This is a genomic window from Curtobacterium sp. MCLR17_007 (genome assembly GCF_003234655.2).
Classification (GTDB): Bacteria; Actinomycetota; Actinomycetes; order Actinomycetales; family Microbacteriaceae; genus Curtobacterium.
Genome location: NZ_CP126271.1, coordinates 551,904 through 575,743 on the forward strand (window position 1 = coordinate 551,904; position 23,840 = coordinate 575,743).

Consider the following 23,840-nt stretch of genomic DNA (forward strand, 5'->3'; position numbering starts at 1 on the left):
CGCGCAACGCTAGGGATCCGGGACGATGTCGTCGTAGGTTGTCATCACCGCAAGACGTACCCCGAACGTGACAGGAGCACCGCCATGAGCACGACCACCACGCAGACCGCGACGCCGCGCGAGGTCACCGTCGACACCGAGACCGTCGACATCATGGCGATCCTCGAAGCCGAGGCAGTCACCGGCCAGCGTGCCCAGCGCGCCCGCCTGTCCTGGACGCAGGAGACCGACGGCGAGTGGATCGCCAACTACGGCGGCTACTTCGGTGGTTCCGTCGACAAGCTCGGCGGTCGCTACGTCGCCTCGGACACCTTCGGCATGGTCGTCGGCGACTTCGCGTCGCTCGAGGACGCCCAGGCCAACCTGGCCGACCGGCTGCACGTCATGCTGCCGACGGTCATCCGCCCGGTCGACTAGCAGCCGGTTCGGCGCTCCGCCCGGCACGACGTCGTCCGGGCAGCAGGAAAACCGCGACGACGCCGAAGACGATGTACACGAAGTTGAACAGCGACGCGACGGTGACCAGCGCGGACGGGGATCCCGCGGTCGCCGTCGCGTCGTTCAGCCCTCCGGCGGCCATCAGCGTCGTCGGGTCGGTCAGCGCGTGCAGCAGCATCGGCACCACGAGCCACCGGCTGACCCGCAGCGCCAGGTACATCATCGCGCCGAAGCCCACGGCGTAGCCGACGGTCGCGAACACCAGCAGCGGGTTCCCGCCGCCGAGCAGGTTCTGCAGGTGGATGAGCCCGAACACCAGGGACGACAGCACGAACACCGCCCGCTCGCTGTACCCGTGCCGTTCGAGCAGGTCCACCGCGAAGCCGCGCGTCAGGAGCTCCTCGGCCAGGCCGACGCACAGCCCCATGAACAGGATCGACAGCACCAGGGGCGCCGAGAACCGCGACCAATCAGTGCCGGCGAGCTTGAGCACGGGCGGCACGATCGTGATGACCACCGCGATCCAAATCCACCGCGGTGCCCGGTCGGTGCGTCGGCGGAACAGGTGCGGCAGCCACCCCAGCGACCGCGCGAACACCAGCAGCAGCACGCCCATCACCAGGACCGGCAGGGTCACCCCGAGCAGCACACTCGTCGGGTCGCCGTACACGTCGTCGAGGTCGAGCGCCGGTCGGACGAGCAGCCCGATCAGCTGGCTGACGCCGAAGTAGACGAGCAGGTAGACCACCGTCAGCAGGACGGTGCGCCACCATCCTCCGCGTGCCCAGAAGCGCCGCCATCCAGAGCTGGTCGACGTGTCGGTCATGTGGGCCCCTGATCCCTCGTGGTCGGACTCGGGTGGTCGGCCCGAGTGGTCAGCAGTGTGCCGTCAGCGCGGCCAGGTGGCCACGACTGCAACGGCGTTGAACAGCACGTGCGCCAGGACCGCGCCGCCGATGCGCCCGGTCATCGCGACCAGGGTGCCGGTGAGCAGGCCCAGCGCGAAGGTCGTGACGAAGACCTCGAACCCCATCAGCGAAGTCGCCGGGCTGCCGATCAGCAGGTGCACCAGCGCGAAGAGGAACGCGGTCAGCAGTACTGCGAGGAACCGGGTCCGCGGGGTGAGCGCGTCTGCGAGACGTCGTTGGAACAAGCCGCGGAACACGACCTCTTCGAGGACCGGGCTGACCACGACCACGCCGATGGCCGAGATCAGCAGGAGTCCGATGTCGGGCCGGCCGAGCGTCGGCGCCGGGGCGAGCCCCGTGGATCCGGTGAACGCGATCGACATCGCGGCGTCGAGCCCGCGGCAGACGATGACGATCCCGATGGCGAAGATCGCGTCCCCCCACCCCAGTCCGAGGCGCACGGCAGCAGACGGCCAGGAGGCGCGGCGCAGGACCCACAGGGCGCCCGCGACGAGCGGAATCCACACCGCCAGGTCAGCCGCCATGACCTGCAGGACCGGTGACGGGATCCCGCCGCTGCGAGCGAATCCGGTCACGAAGCGCTCGAGCACGACGGCGAGGACCACCGCGATGAGGAGCGCGACGAGGTCGCGTTGTCGTGCCGCTTCGACGTCGGTCGTGGTCGGCTCCGGAGCGGTGCTCATGTCGTCACCGTAGAGGACTCGGGCCCAGGAACGCGGAAAGCACCCGAGCGTGACTCATTCGTGTGACAGTATTTCCCTGCTGGTCGCTGGGAGAACCCCGGCGCGTCCGTGCAGGGGCACGGACGAACAGGGAACCTTCGGGGAAGGCGGGCCGCGTGGAACTGCGCGACTACATCTCAGTGCTGCGCAAAGGATGGGCGCTGATCCTGGTGCTCGCGCTCGTCGGCGTCGCTGCGGCGGCAGGGTTCTCCCTGCTCAAGAAGCCCGTCTACTCCGCGTCAGCGCAGGTCTTCGTGTCGACCCAGACGAGCGGCAGCGCGAGTGACCTGGCGCAGGGGAACACGTTCACGCAGCAGCGGGTGTTGACCTACTCGAACCTCGTCACGACGCCGATCGTCCTGCTGCCGGTGATCTCGAGCTTGAAGCTCGACATGACCTCGGACGAGCTGGCCAAGCTCGTGTCGGCAGATGCGCCGACGAACACCACGCTGATCGCAATCACGGTCAACGACACGAATGCTCGGCAGTCCGCGGACATCGCCAACGCCGTCTCGCAGAGCCTCACGAACGTCGTCCAGAACATCGAAGCCACGGACGCCGAGGGCACCAGTACGGTCAAGCTCACCCGCGTGAAGCAGGCCGACGTGCCGAGCGCGCCGGTGAGCCCGAACGTCCCCGTGAACGTCGTGCTCGGGCTGCTGGTCGGCCTCGCACTGGGCGTCGCGCTCGCGGTGCTCCGCGAGACTCTCGACAACCGCGTCCGGAGCGAAGCCGACGTCGAGAAGATCAGCGACAAACCGATCGTCGGTGGCATCGCTTTCGACAGCAAAGCGGCCGAGCGACCGCTCATCGTGCAGGTCGACCCGCGCAGCCCGCGTGCCGAGTCCTTCCGCACGCTGCGAACCAACCTGCAGTTCGTCGACATCGGCACGGGCGCCCGGACGTTCGTCATGACGAGCTCGGTGCAGTCCGAGGGCAAGAGCACCACGGTCGCGAACCTGGCCATCGCGCTCGACAGCGCTGGCTTCAAGGTCATCCTGATCGACGCTGACCTCCGCCGTCCTCGGGTCGCCGAGTACATGGACGTCGAGAGCAACGCGGGCCTGACTGACGTGCTCATCGGACGGGCATCGCTCGATGACGTCGCCGCGCGCTGGGGCCGCGGCAACATGGTCGTCCTGCCGGCCGGGCCGATCCCGCCGAACCCGTCTGAACTCCTCGGATCCCGCGCCATGCAGGATCTGATCACCACGCTCGAAGCGCAGTTCGACTACGTCCTGTTCGACGCGCCGCCGCTGCTGCCCGTAACCGACGCCGCGATCCTGGCCAAGAAGGCGTCTGGCGCGATCGTGGTCGTCGCTTCCGGCAAGACCCACAAGGGCCAGCTCGCCGGCGCGGTTCAATCGCTTGAGAACGTCGGTGCGCCGATCGCCGGCTTCGTGATGACGATGATGCCGACCAAGGGACCGGGCGCCTACGGGTATGGCCGCTACGGCTACGCCTACGGCTACGGGATCGACGAGGACGACAAGAACGCCAAGCCCAAGCCGCCCAGGGCCGCGGCGAAACGCAAGCGGGTCGGCGCCTTGCGTCGAGCCGGCCGGTGACGGCGGTCCCAGCGTGAGCCCACGCCGGGGGACCAGAGGCATTGGCGGGGTCTCCACGAAGCGAGCACTTGTCTGGGTCGCTGCGCTCGTGATCGTGCTCGTTGTCGTCGACGTGGTGCTGGTCGCCCTCGCACTCTCGCGGACGGCGCCGGAGTCGAACGGCTCTCCCGGTCCCGTTCCCACGTTCACCAGTACGCCCGGGCCCGACCGCACAGATCGGCCGGCGATGTCGGCAACGCCTTCGGCGACGCCCGCCGCCGGTCCGGATTCCGCTGACGGAGACGCCACCGCTGAGGCACGCCTACTGTCCGCGGTCGATGCGAAGACCGCTTGGCGCTCGACCAGGACGCAATGCGGCGGCTCCACCGTGGTCGAGCGAACAGCCGACGGCGGTGTCACTTGGCAGGCCGTCGACCTCGAGTCCGATGTCGACGCCATCTACGCGATCCGCGCGCAGGCCGGGTCCGTGTCCCTGCTCGTCGGGGTCGGGACGGACTGCACACCCGCAGTGCGGACCACGACGGACGCCGGTTCCAGCTGGAAGCCCGGTGCGGTCGGCGACGCCGGTGCCGGTGTGACGCCGGCCGGGATCGTGCTGCGGTCGGGCATGGTCGCTTCGCCATGTCCTCAACCGCGCGAGGCGTTTCAGGGGAGCTACACCGCCACGGTCGTCTGCGCTGATGGTGTAGTGCAGTGGCGGCAGGGCTCCGGACCGTGGGTCGCGGTGCCGATCGCTGGCGTCCGCTCCCTGGCAGACGCGGGGGACTCCTACACGCTGGCGCGGACCGGCGTCGCTGGATGTGCTGGAGTGAGTATCGACAGCCTGCGGGCCACGGGGGTGACCACCGCGACGAAGACCACGACGCTCGGCTGCGCTGCCAGGGCGACAGCATCTGGTCCTGCCGTCGCACGGACCGCTTCCGCGACGTGGTTGTGGTCAGGGGACGACGTGCTTGTGTCCACCGACGGCGGTGCGACGTGGTGACCGTGGCGGATCGCTCGGCGCCGCCGCAGGTCCCGTGGGCTACCCAGTACGCCCGCAGACTCGTCATCACCGACGTCCTGGTCCTGATCTGGGTTGCGTTCGGCGTGCAGATCGCCTGGTTCGGCATCGACAGCGCCCGTGTTTCGGTCGACGGCAGTGTCGCCGACCTGGCCATCGGCTACACGACCGTCTCGGTCACGATCATCGCCGCATGGCTCGTGGTGCTCGCGCTGTACGACACGCGAGACACTCGATACGTCGGCACTGGATCTGCCGAGTACCGACGCATCATCGACGCATCGATCCGTCTGTTCGCGTTCGTGGCCATCGTCGCGTACGCGTTCAAGATCGACCTGGCTCGTGGCTACATCTTCATCGCGTTTCCGTTGGGAATCCTGGTGCTGCTGCTCAGCCGGTGGATGTGGCGACAGTGGTTGAACGCGAAGCGGCATTCAGGCGAGTACTCGGCGCGCATGCTCCTGGTCGGGTCGGACGGCAGCGTCGAGCACCTCGCTCGCGAGCTCACCCGGCATCCCGAGGAGGGGTACCGCGTGGTTGCGGCCTGTGTCCCGCGTGCTCCGATCGGATCGATGCTCCCCGGAACTGCAATCCCCGTCGTCGGGCGCATCTCCGACGCCCTCCGCGTGCTGCCGGGCACCGGTGCGGACACTGTCGCGGTGACGAGTTCGGACGAACTCGGGGCTCAAGCGGTCCGCCAGCTGAGCTGGGGCCTCGAAGGAGGCCGACAGCACCTGGTTGTGGCGCCCAGTCTGACTGAGATCAACGGTCCACGCATCCACACGCGCCCGGTGGCCGGTCTCCCGCTCATCCATGTCGAGATGCCGCGGTACGAAGGGTCAACGCTCTTCACCAAGCGTGCCTTCGACATCATCGGATCGGCGGTGCTGATCATCGGCCTCTCGCCGCTGCTCGTCGTGCTCGCACTCGCGGTCCGCCTCACCAGCTCCGGTCCGGTGCTGTACCGGCAGGAGCGCATCGGGTTGAACGGTGTGCCGTTCGACATGCTCAAGTTCCGGTCAATGCGTGTCAACGCCGACGACGAGCTCGCGGCCCTGCTCGCAGCACAGGGGCGGTCGGACGCCCCGTTGTTCAAGGTCGAGAACGACCCCCGTGTGACGTCGATCGGTCGGTTCCTGCGGAAGCACTCGCTCGACGAGTTCCCGCAGCTCTTCAACGTTTTCTTCGGCAGCATGAGCCTGGTCGGCCCGCGCCCCCAGCGTGAAGGTGAGGTCGCGCTCTACGATGACGCCGCTCGCCGACGGCTCCTGCTCAAGCCCGGCATGAGCGGTCTGTGGCAGGTCGGCGGCCGTTCGTCGCTCGGATGGGAGGACGCGATCCGTCTCGACCTCTACTACGTGGAGAACTGGTCGCTCTTCGGTGACATCGTCATCCTGTGGAAGACCGTGCGTGCAGTGCTGGCTCCGGGTGAGGAGGCGCACTGATGCCAGGACTGATCGCACACGAGTGGATCGCACCGCACGGTGGTTCCGAGAACGTCGCCGAGGCGATGGGCAGAGCCTTCCCAGACGCCGATGTCGTCGCGTTGTGGAACGACGCCCCCAACCGCTTCGCGGGCCACGACGTTTCGGAGACCTGGTTGGCGCGTTCGCCGCTGCGACGGAGCAAAGCGGCCGCGTTGCCGTTCATGTCGCCCACCTGGTCGCGGATCGACACCTCGCAGTACGACTTCGTCCTGGCGAGCTCGCACGTGTTCGCCCACCACGTGGGCGGCAACCGTGGAGCCAGGAAGTTCGCCTACGTGCACACCCCTGCCCGGACCATCTGGGCACCGGAGCAGGACTCCCGAGGCGCGAACGCGTTCGTGAGGGCACTCGCCCCGGCATTCCGTGCGCTCGACCGCCGGTTCGTCCGGCCCGACGTCACGTACGCAGCGAACAGCCGTTACATCCGCGACCGAATCCGCTCCGTCTGGGGTGTCGATGCCGCGGTCGTCTACCCGCCCGTCGACGTCGCCGCCGCCCGAGCAGCGCGCACGCCGCTCGACGACCGCGAGTCCGCGGTGCTGGCCGCACTGCCGGACCGTTTCGTCCTCGGAGCGTCGCGCTTCGTTCCCTACAAGCGGTTGGACCTGGTGATCGAGGCCGGGGCCGCAGCCGGAATCCCTGTGGTCATCGCCGGAGCGGGGCCGCTGGCAGAGGACCTTGCGCGTCGTGCGGCCGAGGCGCGCGTGCCTGTCTCGATCGTCGAAGCGCCGTCCGACGCGCTGCTGCGCACGCTCTATCGCCGGGCGTCTGCGTTCGTGTTCCCAGCCGTGGAGGACTTCGGGATCATGCCCGTCGAGGCGATGGCAGCCGGGACCCCAGCGGTCGTGTACCGGGAGGGCGGGGCGAGCGAGAGCGTCGAGCTGGTCGAGGGTGGCGCGGTCGTCGACTCCCTCACCCCCGCCGAGCTCGCGAGCGGCATCGTCCGAGCGCTCGAGGTCGACATGCGTGCGGTGCCGGATGCCGTCGAAGCATCGTTCGGTGAGCATACCTTCGCCGCCCAGCTCACTGGATGGATGACTGAGGAGCGGAGCGCATGACGCTCTACGTCGACACGAGCCGCATCGGGATGCACGGGATCGGCCGGTACTCCCGCGAGGTGATCGACCGTCTCGACCTGCCCTGGACCGACCTCGGCCATCGTCTGCGGCGCCCGCTTCCGATCGACGTCGTGAACCCGCGTCGCATGACGTTGCGCCCGCGCGACGTCGTGTACGCGCCGGGCTTCAACGCGGGTATCTCCCGCGCTCGTCAGTTCTTGACGATCCACGACCTGATCCACCTCGAGGTGGCATCCGAAGGCTCCGCGCTCAAGACGGTTTACTACGAACGCATCGTCCGTCCGGCCGTGCTTCGAGCTCGGTTGGCATTCACGGTGTCCGAGACTTCCAAGGAAAAGATCGTCGAGTGGCTTGACGATGATCGCGTGGAGGTCATCAACACCGGTAATGGTGTCTCGGAGGACTTCGTAGAGAGCGGGCGCCGCTGGTCAGTTGGGTCTGACTACTTGCTCTACGTGGGAAACCTTCGCGAGCACAAGAACACTGACGTGATGCTCGACGCCTTCGCGATGTCTGACGACCTGAACCTCGTCATGGTCACTTCGGATCGTGGCGCCGCGCTCGCCGCCGTTGCCGAACGGCGGCTCGAGGATCGGGTCACTGTGCTCGCAGGTGTGGACGACACCACGCTCGCGGCGATCTACCGCTCGTCCATCGGCCTCGTCATGCCGTCAACATCTGAGGGCTACGGACTGCCGGCGGCCGAGGCGATCGCCACCGGACGCCCCGTCATCTTTTGGTCGGGCTGTGCAAGCGTCGCCGAAATAGTCCAGAGCAATGGCATCGCGGTGTCCGAGGCGCGAGATGCGGCCGAATGGAATGCTGCGATCCTGCGGCTCGCCGATCATGACTTCCCAGCGGTACGCGCCGTGGACCGTCCGTGGGCGGCGGTCGCGCAGGTCGTCCGGCGTGAGCTGGAGAAGCGATCATGATCCGACCGTTCCAGCTCTTCCGACCATGGCTCCTGCTCGTCGTGCCCGTGTTGGCGAGCTTGCTCGCCTGGTCGGTGCCAGGACAAGGGACCTATCTGCGCGGCTTTGCCGTGCGCAGCGACTTCTCGTGGGCGGCTGCCCTCGTGCTCGGCACCTGGTACATGGTCTGCATCCTCGTCATCAGCTTTGGCGTGGCCGTGGGGAGGAGCTGGAAGCCGAGTACCGCGTTGGTGGCGGTCGAGGGGAACGCGCGATTCGAACGCGCGTTCTACCGGATCGTCTCGTTGTTCGCTGTCGTGGGTGTGCTCGGGGCCTACTACCTCATCTCACGCGAGACGTCGATCGTCACCGCCTTGAGCTCTGATCAGGCGAACCTCCTCTCTGAATCGTTGCTGGACGGATCTTCAATCGGAACGCTCCGCTACGCCGTTACAGTGGCTGCGCCGGTCGGTGTCATTCTCGCGATCGAACGTAAGTCAAGCTGGTGGTCTGCAGGAGTCAACATTGTTCTCCTGCTGTCGGTGGTGCTCCTGAGCTCACGACTCTCACTCGTCATGGCCACCGCTGTGTTCGTCTTCCTCTATTACCAGCGTCGTCCCTTGAATCGTCTGCGGATCTCGGTGACGGTGCTTGGCGGCCTCGTGATGTTCCTGGTGCTGGCAGTCTTCAACTACACCCGGAACGCGAACTACTACCGGTCGTTCGGCGTCGATAATCCGCTGGCGATGAATGTCTACCAGGTTCTCAGCTACGTCGGCGCGCCGTCGCAGGTTTCGATCGGCGTGGCTGACGCGATCGCGGGTGGTCGGTTCCCGGTGTCGGTGTCTGCTCTTGACGCTCTCCAGGCTGTGATTCCCACGTTCCTTCAGGCCACCAAAGGTGACAAGTCGGCCGCCGTTGATCTCGGGCTATACGCGTACCAGGTCGACATTGCACCGAATCTCAATGCGAACTCGTCGTTTGCCGACGTATACGCACAGTGGGGCTGGTGGGGGCTGGGTTACACGGTGATCGTCCTCGGTTTCGCCGCCGTGCTCTTCCAGCACTTCCGTCATTACCAGTCGGTCGTCGCATCAATGTCCGCGATCATCGGTTACGGATTCCTCGAGTACTGGCGTGGGTACCTTTTCAATACCGGCAATATCGTCTTCCTCGTCCTCATCGTCGCAATTGCCGCCTGGGTGGCCCGACTCGGTGCCACCAACATAGGCGCTGAGTTGAAAAACACCAGGGCAGTCCCCAATCACGTGGAGTCACTCAGATGAACAACGCCCCGGCTTCGATGAAGCAAATGATCTACTGCACGGTCGTCGCTCAGAACTACCTGCCGCAGGCGCTTGCGCTCTACGAGAGCATCCGGCGGGTCGAGCCTGATAAAGAATTGGTCATCCTTGTGGTGGACGGCGATCGACGCGACCTGGAGACGGGCCGACCGGGGTTGCGGATTGCCACGACCGAGATCCTGGGACTGAGTCGTCGTGACGTTCTCGAACTCGCGGCGATCTATGACGTTGTTGAATTCTCCACTTCGGTCAAACCGCTGTTCTTCAAAGCCCTGCTCGCGGAGTCCGAACGAGTCGCGTACCTCGATCCGGACATGATGGTTGTTACCCCGTTACAGGAGCTGCCGGACCTCCTCGACGCGCACGGCGTTGTCCTCACGCCACACTTCCTCGAACCGATCCCCGAGGCCATTGACCACATCACCGAGGGACACGACCTGACCGTCGGTATCTTCAACCTCGGATTCTGTGCGGTTGGTCGATCAGCCGTCCCATTCCTCGAGTGGTGGTGGGGTCACCTGCGTCGAGAGTGCCTCATCTACCCCCTTCTGGGCGTCTTTGTCGACCAGAAGTGGGTTGACGTCGGGGCAACGTACTTCAGCGCTCACGCGCTCCGCCACTCGGGGTACAACGTTGGCCCGTGGAACCTCCACGAGCGTCACTTCACCAGCAACGGCGAACGCTTTGAGATGGACTCCAGCGGCGATGAGCTCCGTCTCCTGCACTTCAGCGGGTTCGACCCAGCCGATCCCGAGGCGATCAGCGTCCGCCTCTCAGTGGACCTACGCGGAGTCGGCGCAGACTTCCCAGCACTCAGCGAACTCAGCCGCCAGTACGCGGCGAACGTCATCGCGGCACAGGCGGTGCTCGGCCGCTCACAGCAATACGGATTCTCCGCCGATGCGCAGGGAGAGCCGCTCACGAAACGGACTCGTCGCGCCTACCGCAAGCAGCTCCTCGAGATGCCCAGTGGCGCGAGGATGCCGTCGCCGTTCATCCCGACGGAAGTCAGCAGGTTCCGTCGGTGGAAGCGGCGTGCGCTGGTCACGCGGATCGGTGTCACTGCCTCTGATGCCGCGATCGCGGCGAAGTACGCCTTGCCGGACGAGTTCGCATTGGTCAAGAAGAGGGTGCCGGGCTTTGCGACGCTCCGCAGGCGGCTTCTGCAAGCCGGTCGGGTCCGCGGATGAACCACGGAGTCGCCGTGCCAGCAACACGCATGACGGAGCGCGAGGACCAGGGTGGCGAGTAGCAGGTACTCCGCGCTGCTCGGGTACGGGCTCTCCGTCGGGCTCACTGCCCTCGTGACCCTCGTCAGCATCCCGATCCTCATCGGCGCCGTGGGGGCGGGCTCCTGGGCGAGCCTGGCCGTGGCGCAGGCCGTCGGAACAGCTGGAGCGATCATCGTCGGGTTCGGATGGGGCATCACTGGTCCGACGGCGGTCGCTTCGGCGACGCCGGCCTCACGGTTCACGGTGTTCTTTGACTCGTTCTGGGCCCGTCTTACCCTGGTGATCCCGGTGGCGGCCATCGCGGTGGCGGTCACGTTTCTGTCCGTGCAGGTCGCCGTCGGACCCGCGGCGCTCAACTCGGTCTCTTACACGCTCACGGGCTTGCTGAGTGGCTGGTACTTCACGGGAGTCGCACGCCCCTGGTCGTTCCTCGTGCTCGATGCGGCTCCCCGCGTCCTCGGCACTGCCCTCGGGACCGCCTTCGTGGCCTTCGGAGCGCCGCTGTCCGCGTACCCGATGGCGCAGCTCGCCGGCGTGGCGGTCGGAGTCGTCGTGACGGCCTGGCGGATCGGCGACGGTAGGTTCCGACGGCCGATGGGGTGGAGGTCGGTCATCAGAACCCTTGGCGCGCAGTCGCACGGGATGCTGCTGTCGAGTGTCTCGGCGGTGGTGACGGCGCTTCCACCCGTCCTGGTGTCCCTCATCGCGCCGGCGGCGTTGCCCGCCTACACGCTCGCGGACAAACTGCTGCGATTCGCGACCACGGGTTTTTCGCCGGTGCTCCAGTACTTCCAGGGGTGGGTACCCGGAGTGATCGGGGCGGCGCGAGTCCGTCGGTCCGTGCGCGCCGCCAAGTTTGGGCTGGTCCTCGCCGGCTTGGGAGGTGTGGCGTTCGCACTCCTCGCGCCGTTCGCCGGCTCCCTCCTCAGCCAAGGCTCGGTCTCCATCAACCTCCCGCTGTCGCTCGCATTCGGAGCCGTCCTGGTGCTCCTGGTGGCGGCTCAGGTCATCGGTCTGATCGGCCTATTGTCCTTGGGAGCGGCTCGCCAGTACGCCCGTTACACGGTGATCGGTGCGGTCATTGGGATGCCGCTCACCCTCGTCGGCGCAGCGATGCTGGGCGCGACAGGTGCCGTTTCAGGGTTCGCGATCGGCGAACTCGTGGCCTTTGTGTTGGAGATCGCGCTGTTCGTCAGGCTGACTCGTCAGCAAGGAGACGGGTCGCCTACTCCGGACCTCTCAGACCCGTTCCCAACCTGATCCGGTCCACTCCTTCAACGGCCGGGCTGGTGCGCCACCGACAATCGTTCCGGGGGCTACATCACGAGTGACTACGGAGTTCGCAGCGATCACCGCTCCGTCGCCGATGACCACCGGCCCCAGGACGACGACGTTGTCGCCGAGCCAGACGTTCTTCCCGATGCGGACGGGGCCACCGGGGCTGAGCGGACGTTCCGCAGGAAGAGTCGTCGGCGACGAGCCGCCGGCGGCCGCGTACGAACCGTGGTTGTGGTCAGAGATAAAAACGCCGCTTCCGAACAAGCACCCGTCACCGATCTCCAGTGAGTGGGTCGCCGTGATGTGCACTCGGTTGGACAACGAGACTCCCGAGCCAATCACGACCGACGGCGCGAACGCATCGTCCCCGTAAGACGTCACTGCCTCGAGCCAAAGGTCGCTTCCGCACGAGAACTCCGGACCGAAGGAGATGCGGCGTCCCCCACGGACCTCAGCGCGCGGACCGAAGTGCGCGCCCGCCGCCTTCAGCTGCTGACTGAGGAGGGAGCTCTTCGTTTTGGAAGCTGCACGGCGGAGGATCCGCTCGACTGCGAGGACAGGCGGCTCGGCGTCGAGACGAAGCGCCCGCATGAGCGATGGCAGCATCCGAAGCTCTCCTTTTCTCGGCGTACGAGGGGTCGCCACTGAAGAGAGGTCAACATGCGGTCGACGCGGGGATCCCGAGCGCGCCCCTGCGCTTCATTAGGCTAGCCGCATGTCGGACTTGCCTCAGTCGCGACGTCTCGGATCGAACGCCCAGCCTCATCGCCGCGTCGTGCTCTGGGTCGTCTTGGCCGTCGTCGTGCTAGCCCTCTTCGTCGTCGCGTGGATCAGCATCCGCGGCGTCACGGCGAAACGGGACCTCGAGCAGTCCGTGAGCTCGGTGGACGCCCTGAAGTCTCAACTCGCGGACGGCGACGCGAAGGCGGCGCAGAAGACGGCCGCCGAACTGGAGCACAGCGCTGCCGAAGCGCGGTCCCTCACCGGTGATCCGATCTGGGGGCTCTGCCAGTACGTACCCGTGCTCGGCTCGAACTTCCGCGCAGTCCGTGAGGTCGCGGTCGTCGTCGACGATGTGGCACGAGGCGCGGTGTCACCCGTCGCCGGAGTCGTCGGCGAGGTGAGCGCTTCGGGGCTTGCTCCGAAGGATGGCCGGATCGACCTCACCCCGATCCTGAAGGCGCAGCCTGCGGTTACCGCTGCGGCATCGACGCTCAAGGACGCTTCGCACGCTGCAGACGATATTGAGACGAGCGACACATTATCCACAGTGTCGAGCGCCGTCGGGCAGCTCCGGAGCGCTCTGGAAGTTGTCGCCATCCAGGCCGACGTCGCCAATCGTGTCGTGTCCCTAGCACCGTCGATGCTCGGGCAGTCCGGCACGAAGCAGTACCTCGTCCTCTTCCAGAACAACGCCGAACTCCGCGCAGGTGGAGGGAACCCGGGCGCGCTGGCGCTCCTGACCATTTCCGACGGCAAGATCACGCTCGGCCAGCAGGCGTCGACGTCCGACTTCCCACAGGAGGCCATGCCGGTTCTCCCGCTGTCGGACGACACGAAGGGGCTGTACGGCTCCATCACGGGCCAGTACGTGCAAGACGTCACGCTCACCCCGCGGTTTGACGTGTCAGCGGAGCTGGCGCGCGAGATGTGGAAGCGGAAGTTCGGAACGGAGGTCGACGGCGTGATCGCGGTAGACCCGGTCACGCTCGGCTACATTCTGCGGGCAACCGGCCCGCTCCAGCTGCCGACGGGCGATCAGCTGACGAGTGACAACGCTTCTCAGCTCCTTCTGAGCGAGGCGTACTCGAAGTACTCCGATCCTCGTCTCCAGGACGCATTCTTCGCCTCGGCGGCGAGTGCGGTGTTTTCGAAGGTGTCGGACGGTGGGCTCGACCCGAAGGCGTTTGTGGAGGCGCTGACGACCGCTGCGTCGGAGGGGCGCGTCCGAGTCTGGAGCGCGGACGCAGCCCAGCAGAAGCTGATCGAGGGGACGGCCGTGGCTGGGCAGCTCCCGAAGAGCACGGCTGGAACACAACGGTTCGGGGTGTATCTGAACGACGCAACCGGCGCGAAGATGGACTATTACCTCGACAAGCGTGTCTCGGTCGGCAGCCAGGTCTGCAGGCGCGACGGACGACCGACTTGGGTCGTCTCCGTGACGTTGAAGAACACCGCTCCTGCGGACGCCGCATCGACACTGCCGGGGTACGTCACCGGGAGCGCGGACTACGGCGTCACGCCCGGAGAGGTCCGAACGAATGTCGCGATCTATGCCCCGGCGTCAGCGATCTACCTCGAATCGTCGCAGAGTGCCGGAACGAGCGCCCCGCAGACCGCGTCGGACGGCGAGTTCCCCGTGACGCAGTTCCAGACAACGCTGGCGCCGGGCAAGAGCGTGACCGTGACGTCCTCGTTCCTCGGGCCGAAGTCAGCATCGCGGACCGCCGTCGACGCGCTCTCCACCCCGGGGCTGCACCAGACGAAGGCCGACCCGCGCACGATCTCTTGCGCAGATCCGGTGGGGTGAGCGGTCGTCCCTGACCGGACTGGCGTGCCCCTCTGTGCTCGACGACAGTTCCGTCGCTGCGGAATCTGTGCGGAACAGCGCCTCGCTATGCGGACTTTTGCCGTCGAATTGACCCCCCGTTACGGGGGCAGAGCAGGGATCGTGAGCGTGGCGGAAGGACCGCGACTGCGGTCGGTCGGAGCAGTCCCGCCTAGGTCCGAAATTCCGTTGATCAGGGGAAACGAGGAGACGAGCCGATGCTGGACGGCGGTGAGTCGCGTAGAACGGGCCTTCTGTGAGCACGAGAGTTCACGAGATCGACACAATTACCTTGCGTGTGTGCTGTGAACGTCCGCTAGGTTGAGTGAACTTCGCCAATCGCCTCAGGGAACCACGCTGACCGGTTGACACACACGCGAGGGGTCAGGGCTCTGGGTCTCAGGGTCTGGAAGTCAGATCACTAGGGGAACAACTTCATGAAGAAGCTCATTGCTGCGGTCGTGCTGGCTGGCGCCGCACTCATCGCAACGCCTGCTGCTGCCAACGCGGCCGGCTACGTCCCGACGTCGAACGTCTCGGTTTCGGGTAGCTCCGTCGCCGGTGGCACCACCGTCATCAACTTCGGCCCGGGTTCGTTCGTCGGCAACGAGACGGTCAACGTCTCCGTCACCGGCGCTGGCGCAGTCACCCTCGGCGCGCTGCCGACCACGACCGTCACCAAGGCGTACACGGCTTCCGCTTCGGGCGCCGTCTCGCCGCGCGTCACGCTGCCGGCCGGGGCGTCGGGTACCTACTCGCTCACCGCGACCGGAGCGACGTCGGGCAACGTCGGCACGACGGCCCTCACGGTCCGTCCGGCCGACGCCGCCGCGGCTGCCGCTACTGGCAACGGCACCCTCGCCTTCACCGGTGGCACCATCTCCGCCCTCGCCCTCTGGGTCGGCGGCGGCGCTGTCCTGCTCGGTGGTGGCCTGCTGGTCGTCCGCGGCTCGGTCCGTCGCCAGCGCGAGACCGTCTGAGTCTCGACACACTGAACGAAGTCCCCGCAGCCATCTGGCTGCGGGGGCTTCGTCGTTCCGGCGCGGAGGGGCACCCAGCGGCACCCGCCGCCCCTGAGCTGCTCAGCGCGTCGCCAGTGCCACCATCACCAGCACCACGGCGACCACGGCCACCACGGCCAGCACGACGTACAGCCAGACCGGCGTCCGCCCGGGTCGCTTCATCTGACGAGGGGAGCGGTCGCGGGAGTCCATGTGGCGAGTGTGCGGCACCAACCTGTGGGCTGTACCGCTCCACCCGCATTCCCGATCCGTCGGAGTTGTTGGACCGTGTCCAGATCGCGAGTACCCCGCCCGAGGCCTGTACCCCGAAACGCGATCGTACCGGCCCGGAAACACGGGGATCATCCTGTCCTCCGCATTGACAGATCCCGTGAATCCACGGGAGTGGTCGCGGCACCCGGGGCGCAGGACATAGCGTTGTGGGCATCAGGACACGTACCCCGGATCGCCAAGGAGCAGCGACATGAGCATGACCGAGACCCACCCCGACGTCGCCGAAGTGACCCTCGACACGGAGACCATCGAGGTCATCGCCGCCATCGAAGCCGAGGTCGTCACCACTGCCGAACCGCAGCGTGCCCGCATCCTCTGGACCCGTCCCGACACCGGGCTGTGGGCGGCGAACTACGGCGGCTACTACGGCGGCACGGTCGACAAGCAGGGCACCCACTACTTCGTGTCCGACACCTTCGGCCAGTACGTCGGGGACTTCCGCACCCTGGCAGAAGCGCAGGCCAAGCTCGCCGAGCGACTGCACACCGTCCTGCCGGACGTCATCCGTCACGCCAGCTGACCCGAACCACCCGAGCCACCCGAACGATCAACGCCCCGCCGCACTCCGGCGGGGCTTCGTCGTTCCCGGGGCCGTCGTTCCCGCGGTCGTCCGCCGACCGCGCAGGCCCAGCAACACGACACCGGCCATGGCGCCGATGACGGCACCGCTCGTGTTCGCGAGCACGTCGTCCAGGGACGCGAACCGCGCGGGCAGGAAGAGTGCCTGGCCGACCTCGATCGCGGCGCTGACGACCAGCCCGGCCGCAGCTCCGGCCCACCAGGCACGGGTCCCCAGCCGCAGCACGACGAGCAGGCCGAGCGGCACGAAGAACAGCACGTTCGCGGTGAACTCGAGCGCCCCGTACCCGAACCAGAGCGGCAGCCCGGCGCGGTGCGCCAGGTCGAGCACCCGCAGGATCCCCGGGTGCGCGCCCGCGTCGACGGGGGAGCCCCAGAACCCCACCAGCAGCACGCCGATGCCGTAGAGCGCGAGCAGCGTGGTCGCCAGGCGTCGGCTACGGGGCGTCGGCGCGACAGCCCGTGTGCGCAGGGCGGCGAGCAGCAGGCAGCCCAGCAGCACGCCGACCGCGGACGCCAGGACGCCGGACACCCAGGTCGGCCCCGGCGTCGTGCCCTGGGCGGCGCGGATGGACACCACGACGACGCAGGCGACGGCCGCCCAGACCGAGGCGCGCCAACCGGCGACCGCGGCGGCTCCGCGGCCGGCAGCGGCGACGAGCGCGGGCAGCGGGACGACGACGAGGGTCACGGCGGCTGCGGTGACGAAGCCGTCCTCGACGGACAGGAGGCCGTGTCCGACACCGCGCAGCGCTGCGACCCCGGCACGGAACAGCTCCACGGCCCCACTCGCCACCCCGGGCAGCGTCGCCACCACCACGGCGAGGAGCACCGCGCAGCCCAGCACGAACCGGGCGATCGCGGTCCGTCGGGGCATGGTCACGAGGTCCGACGCTACCGGTTGCCGGCTGGCACCCGTACTGGGAGGTCCCCACTACTGGGGACCGCGGCGCACCCCACAGCCTGATGACGACCTGTCAGGATCTGCTCAGCGCGAACGTCCGTTCTCCGGTTCCCTGACCGTGACGACGGCGTGGACGCGCTCGACAGCCTCGACCCGAAAGAGACTCATGCTGCCTGCTCACCGGGGCACCGCCGTGCCCGCGCGCCGTCGTGGCGTCCGCCCCCTCGCCGTCCTCGCGGCCGCGCTGCTCGTCGGCGCCGGCCTGAGCACCACCTCCGCCGTGGTCGCCGCGACCCCGGCGTCGGCCGCGGTCACCGCCACCACGGACGGGCACTTCGTCTGCGACCAGAACACGCTCTACGCGACGAACAGCGCGGGCAAGGTCGTCGCGATCGACATCAGTGCGGCGGACTCGAAGGGCGCGACGGTCGACGTCGCCGACCTCGGCCTGCAGGCGAACAACGGCCTCGGCATCTCGCGCGAGGGCACCGCGATGTACGCGGCAGCGAACGGCAACGCGAACAACCAGAACGCCACCCTGCGCTCCTACGACCCGGCGACGGGGACCGCCTCGGCGCCCATCGCCACCGACAAGGTCCGGCCGGTCATCCGCGGCGCGGTGAACCCCGTCACGGGCATCTACTACTACGGCGACAACACCGGGTGGCTCGGCGCGTACGACCCGGCCAAGAAGCAGTACCTCGGCCAGGTCGGGCAGGTCAACGGGCTCAAGGCCGGCAACGGCGACTTCGCGTTCAGCTCGGGCGGGCTGTTCTTCGTGGTGGCGGCCGACAAGGTCTACCGCGTCAACACCGACGCGGTCCCGACCAGCACCGGCACGACCGCGCTGACCACGACCGAGATCGCGACGCTGCCCGCCGGCACCTCGAGCCCGGGCATCGCGTTCTCGTCCGACGGCTACCTGTACGTGTCGAACACCACGACCGCCAACAACGTCTCGACGACCACGATCTACCAGCTCGACCCCACCTCGGGCGCCCAGGTGCGCTCGTTCCCCGTGGCCGGCAACTTCGCGGCCTCCGACCTGGCGACCTGCAACTACGCCGACACCGTCGCCGGGCAGTCGAGCGTCGACCAGCGCTGGAACAGCGGCGACCAGTTCGGCCTGGCCATCACCGGCGACGGCATCACGAGCACGAACAGCGGCACGACCGCGACCACGAGCGGCACCGACACAGGCCTCCAGCGCCAGAAGGCCGGCGCGATCCTGGTCACGCCGGACAAGCACTACACCGTGACGCAGACCGCCGCGGGCACCACCGACCTGTCCGACTACACGACCACGTGGACCGCCACCGACGTCAACAGCGGGCGCAAGGTCGCCGAGGGCACCGGGAACACCGCGTCCTTCACCTTCCCCAAGGCCACGTCCTCTGACGGCACCGACGTCGTCGTGCTGTTCACCGACACCATGCGCCGCACCCACGTCGCGACGACCTCGGACACCGGCGTGGCCGTGACGGGCGAGACCCTGTCGGTGCCGGCAGCGCAGGGCGTCCTGGCGAACGACACCGGTGACGGCCTGTCCGTCGTGTCGAACACGACGCCCGCCCACGGCACCGCGACCGTCAACCCCGACGGCTCGTACACCTACACCTCCGACGCCGGGTTCTCCGGCACGGACACCTTCACCTACGTGGCGGAGGACGGCTCCGGGCAGCAGCAGACCGGCACCGTGACGATCACCGTCACGCCGACCGCCGCCGACGACGCCGTCACCGTGCACGCGGGCTCGACGGCCACGGCGGACGCCGCCTCCGGCCTGCTCGCGAACGACACCGGCAACGGACTCACCGTCGTGTCGAACACGAAGCCGGCGCACGGCTCCGTGACCGTGGACGCCGACGGCGCCTACCGCTTCACCCCGGCCGACGGCTTCTCCGGCTCGGACTCCTTCACCTACGTGGCCCAGGACGCCAAGGGCCACCAGACCACGGCCACCGTGACGGTCACGGTCGTGCCGACCGCGGGGGCGGACACCGTCGCCGCGACGGCCGGACAGCCGACCGTCGGAGCCGCACCGGGCCTCCTGGCCGATGACCAGGGCACCGGCCTGACCGTCTCCGGTTCCACGCAGCCCGCCCACGGTTCGGTCGTCGTCGGGAAGAACGGGTCGTACACGTACACGCCGACCGACGGGTACTCCGGACCGGACCAGTTCGACTACACCGTCACCGACGGCACCTCGAGCGACACCGTCACGGTCACCGTGCACGTCGCCCCGGAGGCCGTCGACGACGCCGCGACCACCACCGCCGGAGACGCCGTCGTGACGACGACCCGCGCGGACGGCGTCCTCGGCAACGACCTGGGCGCCGGGCTGACCATCGTGACGAACGACCAGCCGGCCCACGGCGCGCTCGAGCTCGACGAGGCGACCGGCGCGTACCGGTACACGCCGGTCGCGGGGTTCTCGGGCACGGACTCGTTCACCTACACGGTGCAGGACTCGTCCGGCGCCCTGTCCACGGCGACGGTCTCCCTGACGGTGGTGCCGGCCGCGGCTGACGACACCGCGAGCACCCGTGCCAACGAGCCCGTCACCATCGACGTGCAGGGCAACGACCACGGCACCGGACTGACGACCACGATCGTCGACGGCCCCACCGCCGGCCGGGTCGTGGTCGCCGACGACGGCTCGGTGGACTACACGCCCACCACGGGCTCCTCGGGTACCGACCACTTCAGCTACCGTGTGACCGACACCGCCGGACTGGTCTCCCGCACCGCGACCGTGACGGTCACGGTGACGCCGCGCGCGCTGCCCGACTCGGCCGCGACCACGGCGGACCAGCCCGTGACCGTCGCCGCCACGACCCTGACGGGCAACGACGTCGGCACCGGGATGCACGTCACCGGCTACCGTGACGCCGAACACGGCACGGTCGCGCCCGACGCCTCCGGCAACGCGGTGTTCACCCCCGACACCGGCTTCTCGGGCACCGGCACGTTCCGGTACGACGCCGCGGACGGCTCGGGGCAGCCGACCTCCAGCTGGGTCGTCGTGATCGTCGGCCCGATGGCGACGGCTGACGCGGCGACGGCCACGGCGGGCTCGACGCTCACCGTCCCGGCGGGCGAGGGCGTCCTGGCCAACGACCGCGGCACCGACCTGCGCGCCACCGTCGACGTGAAGCCCCTGCACGGGACCGTCGACCTGGCGGCGGACGGCAGCTACACGTACACCCCGAAGGACGGCTACTCCGGGCCGGACTCCTTCACGTACACCGCGACCGACCCGGACGGCAACACGTCCACCGGGCTGGTCAGCATCACCGTGAAGCCGAGCACCACGCCGGACACCATCGCGACGACGGCGAACGCGCCCGTCGCCGTGACGTCCCGCGACCTGACGGCGAACGACCACGGCACGGGCCTGACGGTCACCGGCGTGCGTGACGCGGGCACCGGCTCGGTCGTGCTGAACGGCGACGGCACCGTGACGTACACGCCCGCTCCGGGCACCTCCGGCACGGACACGTTCACGTACGAGGTCACCGGCGCGAACAACAACACCGCGACCGGCACCGTCACCGTCACGATCACGCCCGTGCTCGCCGCGCCGGACACCACGGCCACCGCGGACGGCGAGCTCGTCGTGCCGGCGGACCAGGGCGTCCTGGCCGGCTCGACCGGCACCGACCTGCACGTCGTCGACAACAGCGACCCCGCACACGGTTCGGTGACGGTCGACAAGGACGGGTCGTACACGTACACGCCGACGCCGGGGTACTCCGGTCCGGACACGTTCGACGCCACGGCGGAGGACGGCTCGGGCAACACCGCGACGACGACCGTGACCATCACCGTCGCCCCGAAGGCCGCGGCGGACGCCGTCAGCACCCGTGCGGGCACCGCCGTCGACGTCCCCGTCACGACCAACGACAGCGGCACCGGACTTGGGGTCACGGCCGTCGGCCCGGTGTCCGCCGTGTCGTCCGCCGGGACCGTCCCGAGCACCGCGCGGACGACCGGGGCGGGGACCGTGACCTTCACGCCCACCGACGGGTTCTCCGGCACCGCGACGTTCGACTACACGGTCGCCGACGCCACGGGAGGCACCGCCACCGCGACGGTCACCGTGACCGTGAAGCCCGTGGCCGTCGCGGACGCCCTGAGCACGCCGGCAGGCACCGCGCTACCGATCAGCAGCGACACGCTCACCGGCAACGACCACGGCACCGGGCTGCACGTCACCGGACACGGCGACGCGCGGCACGGCACCGTGACCGACGGCCCGGACGGCGGTCTGGTCTACACGCCCGCGCCGGGCACGTCGGGCACCGACACGTTCACGTACACCGCGACGGACGCCTCGGGGCAGACGACGACGGCGACCGTGACCGTGCTGGTCGGCACCGTGGCGCTCGACCACACCGCGACGACGTCGACGAACGGCACCGTGACGGCCTCGGCCGCGACGGGCGTGCTGACGGGCGACTCCGGCACGGCGCTCTGGGCCGCGGTCGACCGGAAGCCGGCGCACGGCACCGTCGAGCTGGCGAAGGACGGCTCGTACGTCTACACCCCGGCCGAGGACTGGTCGGGCGTCGACACCTTCACCTACACGGCCACCGATGCCGAGGGGAACACCGCGACCGGCCTCGTGACGATCACCGTCGTCCCGACCGTGCGTGACGACAGCACCCGCACCACCGCGGGCAGGTCCGTCACCGTGCGGGGCCCCGGCGTGCTCGGCAACGACCACGGCTCGCAGCTGCGGGTCGTCGCGGTCGGCACCGCGGCGCACGGCACGGTCGGCATCGCCGCGGACGGCACGTTCGACTACACGCCCGCCGCCGGCTTCTCCGGCATCGACCACGTGACGTACAGCGCGCAGGACGCCTCCGGGCAGCGCGTCGACGGCACCGTGACGATCACGGTCGGCATCGACGCGGTGGACGACTCCGGTCGCACGATCGCCGGGGTGCCGGTCGCCACCGATGCGCGCCACGGCCTGCTCCGGAACGACGTCGGCACGGGCCTGACCGCGGCGCTCGACCGGAAGCCCGCGCACGGCACCGCGCGTGTGGCTCGGGACGGGTCGTACGTCTACACGCCGGCAGCCGGGTTCACCGGGACGGACACGTTCACCTACACGGTGACGGACGCCTCGGGGCAGACCACGACCGCCACGGCGACGATGGTCGTCATCGCGCACGCGGTCGCGACGGACGACTCGGCCACCGGGACCAAGGGCGAGCACGTCACGATCGCGCCGCTCGACAACGACCACCCCACCGGTGGCGCGACGTTCAAGCGCAGCACGCTGCACCTGCTCGACCCGGCGACCGGTGCGAGCGTCGACCGCCTGACCGTCGAGGGCGAGGGCACCTGGACCGTGTCCGACGGCGTGGTCACCTTCACGCCGACGGCCGACCACACCGGCACGCTGCAGGTCGGGTACATCGTGACCGACAGCGACGGGCAGGTCGTCAAGGCCACGATCACCGTGGTCTACCCGGTCGGCCTGGCCGCCAAGCTGCACGCCGCACAGCTCGCCTTCACGGGAGCCACTGGCCTGGTCGGCCTGGGGCTCGGAGCGCTCGCACTGCTGCTGGCCGGCTTCGCCCTGATGCTGCGCCGACGGAACGCGCGCAGCTGACCGACACCGGCTGACGGACGGGAGGCCCGGATCACCGTCGCGCATCGGCGCCGGTGATCCGGGCCTCCCGTCCGTTGCGGTGGGTGCGGTGGGTGCGGTCGGGTGCGGCGGGCGGCGTCTCGTCAGAAGAGCGTGGACTCGCCGGGGTGTTCGGGAGCGCCTGCGCCCGTGACGGGCTCGATCAGCTGGGGTCCATCGTTGCGGACGCTGTTGACGGCGCGGGCGACCTCGTACTGCTCGAGGCCGGCCGCCACCGCGAGCGACTCGTGGTCGAGGAGCGCGAGCAGGTCGTCCGGAGCCAGGTCGCCGCCGAGCCAGTCGTCGTAGCCGTCCGGCGTGAGGAACGCGGGCATGCGGTCGTGCACCTCGCCCGGAGCGACGTGGGCGTCACGCGTGATGATCGCGAGCGAGAGCTTCCACTTGTCGGGGTCGTCCTCGGCCTTGGTCGGGTCGGGCCAGGCGCTGACGACACCCGCCATCGCCAGGGCGCCACCGGGCTCGTGCACGAAGTGGGGCTCCTTGCCGTCCTCACGCACGACCCACTCGTAGTAGCCCTGGGCCGGGACGATGCAGCGGTTGGTCGTGAAGGCCCGCTTGAACATGCCGCTCGTGGCGACGGTCTCGATCCGCGCGTTGATCGGCTTCGGGCGCTGCTTGGCGAAGTCCTTCGCCCAGGTCGGCACGAAGCCCCAGCTGATGCGCGGGAGCTCGCGCTCGCCGTGCCGTTGCCGGACGGCGTACACGGGGTCGGTCGGGGCGACGTTCCAGCTCGGAGCCAGGCCGGAGTGCACCTCGCCCGAGTCCTCGTCCACGTGCTCGGTGCGGGCGGCGAGCTCGCCCATGAGCTCGGGGAGCAGGTCAGCGGTGGTGTCGGAGACGACGAAGCGGCCACACATGCGCCCAGTGTGCCCCGTGCCGCCGACGGAGGCGCGTTCGG

General features: G+C 68.7%; 18 protein-coding genes and 1 pseudogene. 13 read left to right on the forward strand and 6 right to left on the reverse strand.

Going from position 1 to position 23,840, the window contains the following annotated elements; translation table 11 throughout:
• Positions 1 to 84: 84 nt before the first annotated feature.
• Positions 85 to 417 carry a hypothetical protein gene (locus DEJ13_RS02690; RefSeq protein ID WP_056123193.1) on the forward strand — a complete coding sequence of 111 codons (333 nt, stop codon included), beginning with the start codon at positions 85 to 87 and terminating at the stop codon, positions 415 to 417.
• Here DEJ13_RS02690 and DEJ13_RS02695 read toward each other — a convergent pair.
• Complete coding sequence (locus DEJ13_RS02695; RefSeq protein WP_111107672.1) at positions 398 to 1,264, reverse strand: CPBP family intramembrane glutamic endopeptidase; 867 nt, start codon at positions 1,262 to 1,264, stop codon at positions 398 to 400. The genes DEJ13_RS02690 and DEJ13_RS02695 overlap by 20 nt on opposite strands.
• Positions 1,265 to 1,327: 63 nt before the next feature.
• Positions 1,328 to 2,050 (reverse strand): CPBP family intramembrane glutamic endopeptidase, encoded by a 723-nt coding sequence (locus DEJ13_RS02700; protein ID WP_111107673.1) that lies wholly within the window; start codon positions 2,048 to 2,050, stop codon positions 1,328 to 1,330.
• 155 nt (positions 2,051 to 2,205) lie between these two features.
• Between DEJ13_RS02700 and DEJ13_RS02705 the strand changes: the two genes are divergently transcribed.
• From DEJ13_RS02705 to DEJ13_RS02740, 8 genes are all read left to right on the forward strand, one after another.
• Positions 2,206 to 3,657 carry a tyrosine-protein kinase domain-containing protein gene (locus DEJ13_RS02705; protein ID WP_111107674.1) on the forward strand — a complete coding sequence of 484 codons (1,452 nt, stop codon included), beginning with the start codon at positions 2,206 to 2,208 and terminating at the stop codon, positions 3,655 to 3,657.
• An 88-nt stretch (positions 3,658 to 3,745) separates the two neighbouring features.
• A complete protein-coding gene (locus tag DEJ13_RS02710) occupies positions 3,746 to 4,642 on the forward strand; it encodes a beta propeller repeat protein (RefSeq protein WP_284158133.1) in 897 nt (298 codons plus the stop codon).
• Positions 4,585 to 6,105 (forward strand): sugar transferase, encoded by a 1,521-nt coding sequence (locus tag DEJ13_RS02715; RefSeq protein ID WP_284158134.1) that lies wholly within the window; start codon positions 4,585 to 4,587, stop codon positions 6,103 to 6,105. The genes DEJ13_RS02710 and DEJ13_RS02715 overlap by 58 nt, the downstream gene beginning before the upstream one ends.
• Positions 6,105 to 7,205 carry a glycosyltransferase gene (locus DEJ13_RS02720; protein WP_111107676.1) on the forward strand — a complete coding sequence of 367 codons (1,101 nt, stop codon included), beginning with the start codon at positions 6,105 to 6,107 and terminating at the stop codon, positions 7,203 to 7,205. The genes DEJ13_RS02715 and DEJ13_RS02720 overlap by 1 nt, the downstream gene beginning before the upstream one ends.
• On the forward strand, positions 7,202 to 8,158 hold the full coding sequence (locus DEJ13_RS02725) for a glycosyltransferase family 4 protein (RefSeq protein ID WP_111107677.1): 957 nt from the start codon (positions 7,202 to 7,204) through the stop codon (positions 8,156 to 8,158). Before DEJ13_RS02720 ends, DEJ13_RS02725 begins: the two co-directional genes overlap by 4 nt.
• On the forward strand, positions 8,155 to 9,423 hold the full coding sequence (locus DEJ13_RS02730) for a hypothetical protein (RefSeq protein WP_111107678.1): 1,269 nt from the start codon (positions 8,155 to 8,157) through the stop codon (positions 9,421 to 9,423). Before DEJ13_RS02725 ends, DEJ13_RS02730 begins: the two co-directional genes overlap by 4 nt.
• 26 nt (positions 9,424 to 9,449) lie before the next feature.
• Positions 9,450 to 10,631, forward strand: a complete 1,182-nt coding sequence (locus DEJ13_RS02735; protein WP_111107679.1) for a hypothetical protein — start codon at positions 9,450 to 9,452, stop codon at positions 10,629 to 10,631.
• 114 nt (positions 10,632 to 10,745) lie between these two features.
• The gene (locus DEJ13_RS02740) at positions 10,746 to 11,933 is read left to right on the forward strand and encodes an MATE family efflux transporter (protein WP_146245296.1); all 1,188 of its coding nucleotides are present in this window, start codon (positions 10,746 to 10,748) and stop codon (positions 11,931 to 11,933) included.
• 27 nt (positions 11,934 to 11,960) lie between these two features.
• Here the strand turns inward: DEJ13_RS02740 and DEJ13_RS18175 are convergent.
• Positions 11,961 to 12,092, reverse strand: a pseudogene (locus DEJ13_RS18175) (DapH/DapD/GlmU-related protein); the annotation flags it as partial.
• Between the two features lie 574 nt (positions 12,093 to 12,666).
• On the opposite strand from DEJ13_RS18175, the gene DEJ13_RS02750 reads away from it, so the two are divergent.
• Together DEJ13_RS02750 and DEJ13_RS02755 are read left to right on the forward strand one after the other, a co-directional pair.
• Positions 12,667 to 14,481 carry a DUF4012 domain-containing protein gene (locus DEJ13_RS02750; protein ID WP_111107682.1) on the forward strand — a complete coding sequence of 605 codons (1,815 nt, stop codon included), beginning with the start codon at positions 12,667 to 12,669 and terminating at the stop codon, positions 14,479 to 14,481.
• 455 nt (positions 14,482 to 14,936) lie between these two features.
• Positions 14,937 to 15,479, forward strand: a complete 543-nt coding sequence (locus DEJ13_RS02755; RefSeq protein WP_111107683.1) for a sortase — start codon at positions 14,937 to 14,939, stop codon at positions 15,477 to 15,479.
• 102 nt (positions 15,480 to 15,581) lie between these two features.
• Here the strand turns inward: DEJ13_RS02755 and DEJ13_RS02760 are convergent, their stop codons facing one another.
• Positions 15,582 to 15,713 (reverse strand): hypothetical protein, encoded by a 132-nt coding sequence (locus tag DEJ13_RS02760; protein WP_258374161.1) that lies wholly within the window; start codon positions 15,711 to 15,713, stop codon positions 15,582 to 15,584.
• 271 nt (positions 15,714 to 15,984) lie between these two features.
• Here DEJ13_RS02760 and DEJ13_RS02765 point away from each other — a divergent pair, with 271 nt between their 5' ends.
• Positions 15,985 to 16,314: a hypothetical protein gene (locus tag DEJ13_RS02765; RefSeq protein ID WP_111107684.1), complete on the forward strand. Its 330-nt coding sequence runs from the start codon at positions 15,985 to 15,987 to the stop codon at positions 16,312 to 16,314.
• A gap of 27 nt (positions 16,315 to 16,341) precedes the next feature.
• Here the strand turns inward: DEJ13_RS02765 and DEJ13_RS02770 are convergent, their stop codons facing one another.
• Positions 16,342 to 17,250 carry a VanZ family protein gene (locus tag DEJ13_RS02770; protein WP_111107685.1) on the reverse strand — a complete coding sequence of 303 codons (909 nt, stop codon included), beginning with the start codon at positions 17,248 to 17,250 and terminating at the stop codon, positions 16,342 to 16,344.
• Between the two features lie 193 nt (positions 17,251 to 17,443).
• Here DEJ13_RS02770 and DEJ13_RS02775 point away from each other — a divergent pair, with 193 nt between their 5' ends.
• Positions 17,444 to 22,903 carry a beta strand repeat-containing protein gene (locus DEJ13_RS02775; protein WP_111107686.1) on the forward strand — a complete coding sequence of 1,820 codons (5,460 nt, stop codon included), beginning with the start codon at positions 17,444 to 17,446 and terminating at the stop codon, positions 22,901 to 22,903.
• 122 nt (positions 22,904 to 23,025) lie between these two features.
• Here DEJ13_RS02775 and DEJ13_RS02780 read toward each other — a convergent pair whose 3' ends face one another.
• On the reverse strand, positions 23,026 to 23,799 hold the full coding sequence (locus tag DEJ13_RS02780; protein ID WP_111107687.1) for an SOS response-associated peptidase: 774 nt from the start codon (positions 23,797 to 23,799) through the stop codon (positions 23,026 to 23,028).
• Positions 23,800 to 23,840: the final 41 nt, after the last annotated feature.

Excerpts from the sequence above, each read along its gene's own strand:
- DEJ13_RS02775 (WP_111107686.1), top strand. The coding sequence starts at position 17,444 with ATGCTGCCTGCTCACCGGGGCACCGCCGTGCCCGCGCGCCGTCGTGGC.
- DEJ13_RS02695 (WP_111107672.1), bottom strand. The coding sequence starts at position 1,264 with ATGACCGACACGTCGACCAGCTCTGGATGGCGGCGCTTCTGGGCACGC.
- DEJ13_RS02690 (WP_056123193.1), top strand. The coding sequence starts at position 85 with ATGAGCACGACCACCACGCAGACCGCGACGCCGCGCGAGGTCACCGTC.
- DEJ13_RS02750 (WP_111107682.1), top strand. The coding sequence starts at position 12,667 with ATGTCGGACTTGCCTCAGTCGCGACGTCTCGGATCGAACGCCCAGCCT.
- DEJ13_RS02720 (WP_111107676.1), top strand. The coding sequence starts at position 6,105 with ATGCCAGGACTGATCGCACACGAGTGGATCGCACCGCACGGTGGTTCC.
- DEJ13_RS02730 (WP_111107678.1), top strand. The coding sequence starts at position 8,155 with ATGATCCGACCGTTCCAGCTCTTCCGACCATGGCTCCTGCTCGTCGTG.
- DEJ13_RS02735 (WP_111107679.1), top strand. The coding sequence starts at position 9,450 with ATGATCTACTGCACGGTCGTCGCTCAGAACTACCTGCCGCAGGCGCTT.
- DEJ13_RS02700 (WP_111107673.1), bottom strand. The coding sequence starts at position 2,050 with ATGAGCACCGCTCCGGAGCCGACCACGACCGACGTCGAAGCGGCACGA.
- DEJ13_RS02765 (WP_111107684.1), top strand. The coding sequence starts at position 15,985 with ATGAGCATGACCGAGACCCACCCCGACGTCGCCGAAGTGACCCTCGAC.
- DEJ13_RS02780 (WP_111107687.1), bottom strand. The coding sequence starts at position 23,799 with ATGTGTGGCCGCTTCGTCGTCTCCGACACCACCGCTGACCTGCTCCCC.
- DEJ13_RS02760 (WP_258374161.1), bottom strand. The coding sequence starts at position 15,713 with ATGGACTCCCGCGACCGCTCCCCTCGTCAGATGAAGCGACCCGGGCGG.
- DEJ13_RS02725 (WP_111107677.1), top strand. The coding sequence starts at position 7,202 with ATGACGCTCTACGTCGACACGAGCCGCATCGGGATGCACGGGATCGGC.
- DEJ13_RS02755 (WP_111107683.1), top strand. The coding sequence starts at position 14,937 with ATGAAGAAGCTCATTGCTGCGGTCGTGCTGGCTGGCGCCGCACTCATC.
- DEJ13_RS02770 (WP_111107685.1), bottom strand. The coding sequence starts at position 17,250 with ATGCCCCGACGGACCGCGATCGCCCGGTTCGTGCTGGGCTGCGCGGTG.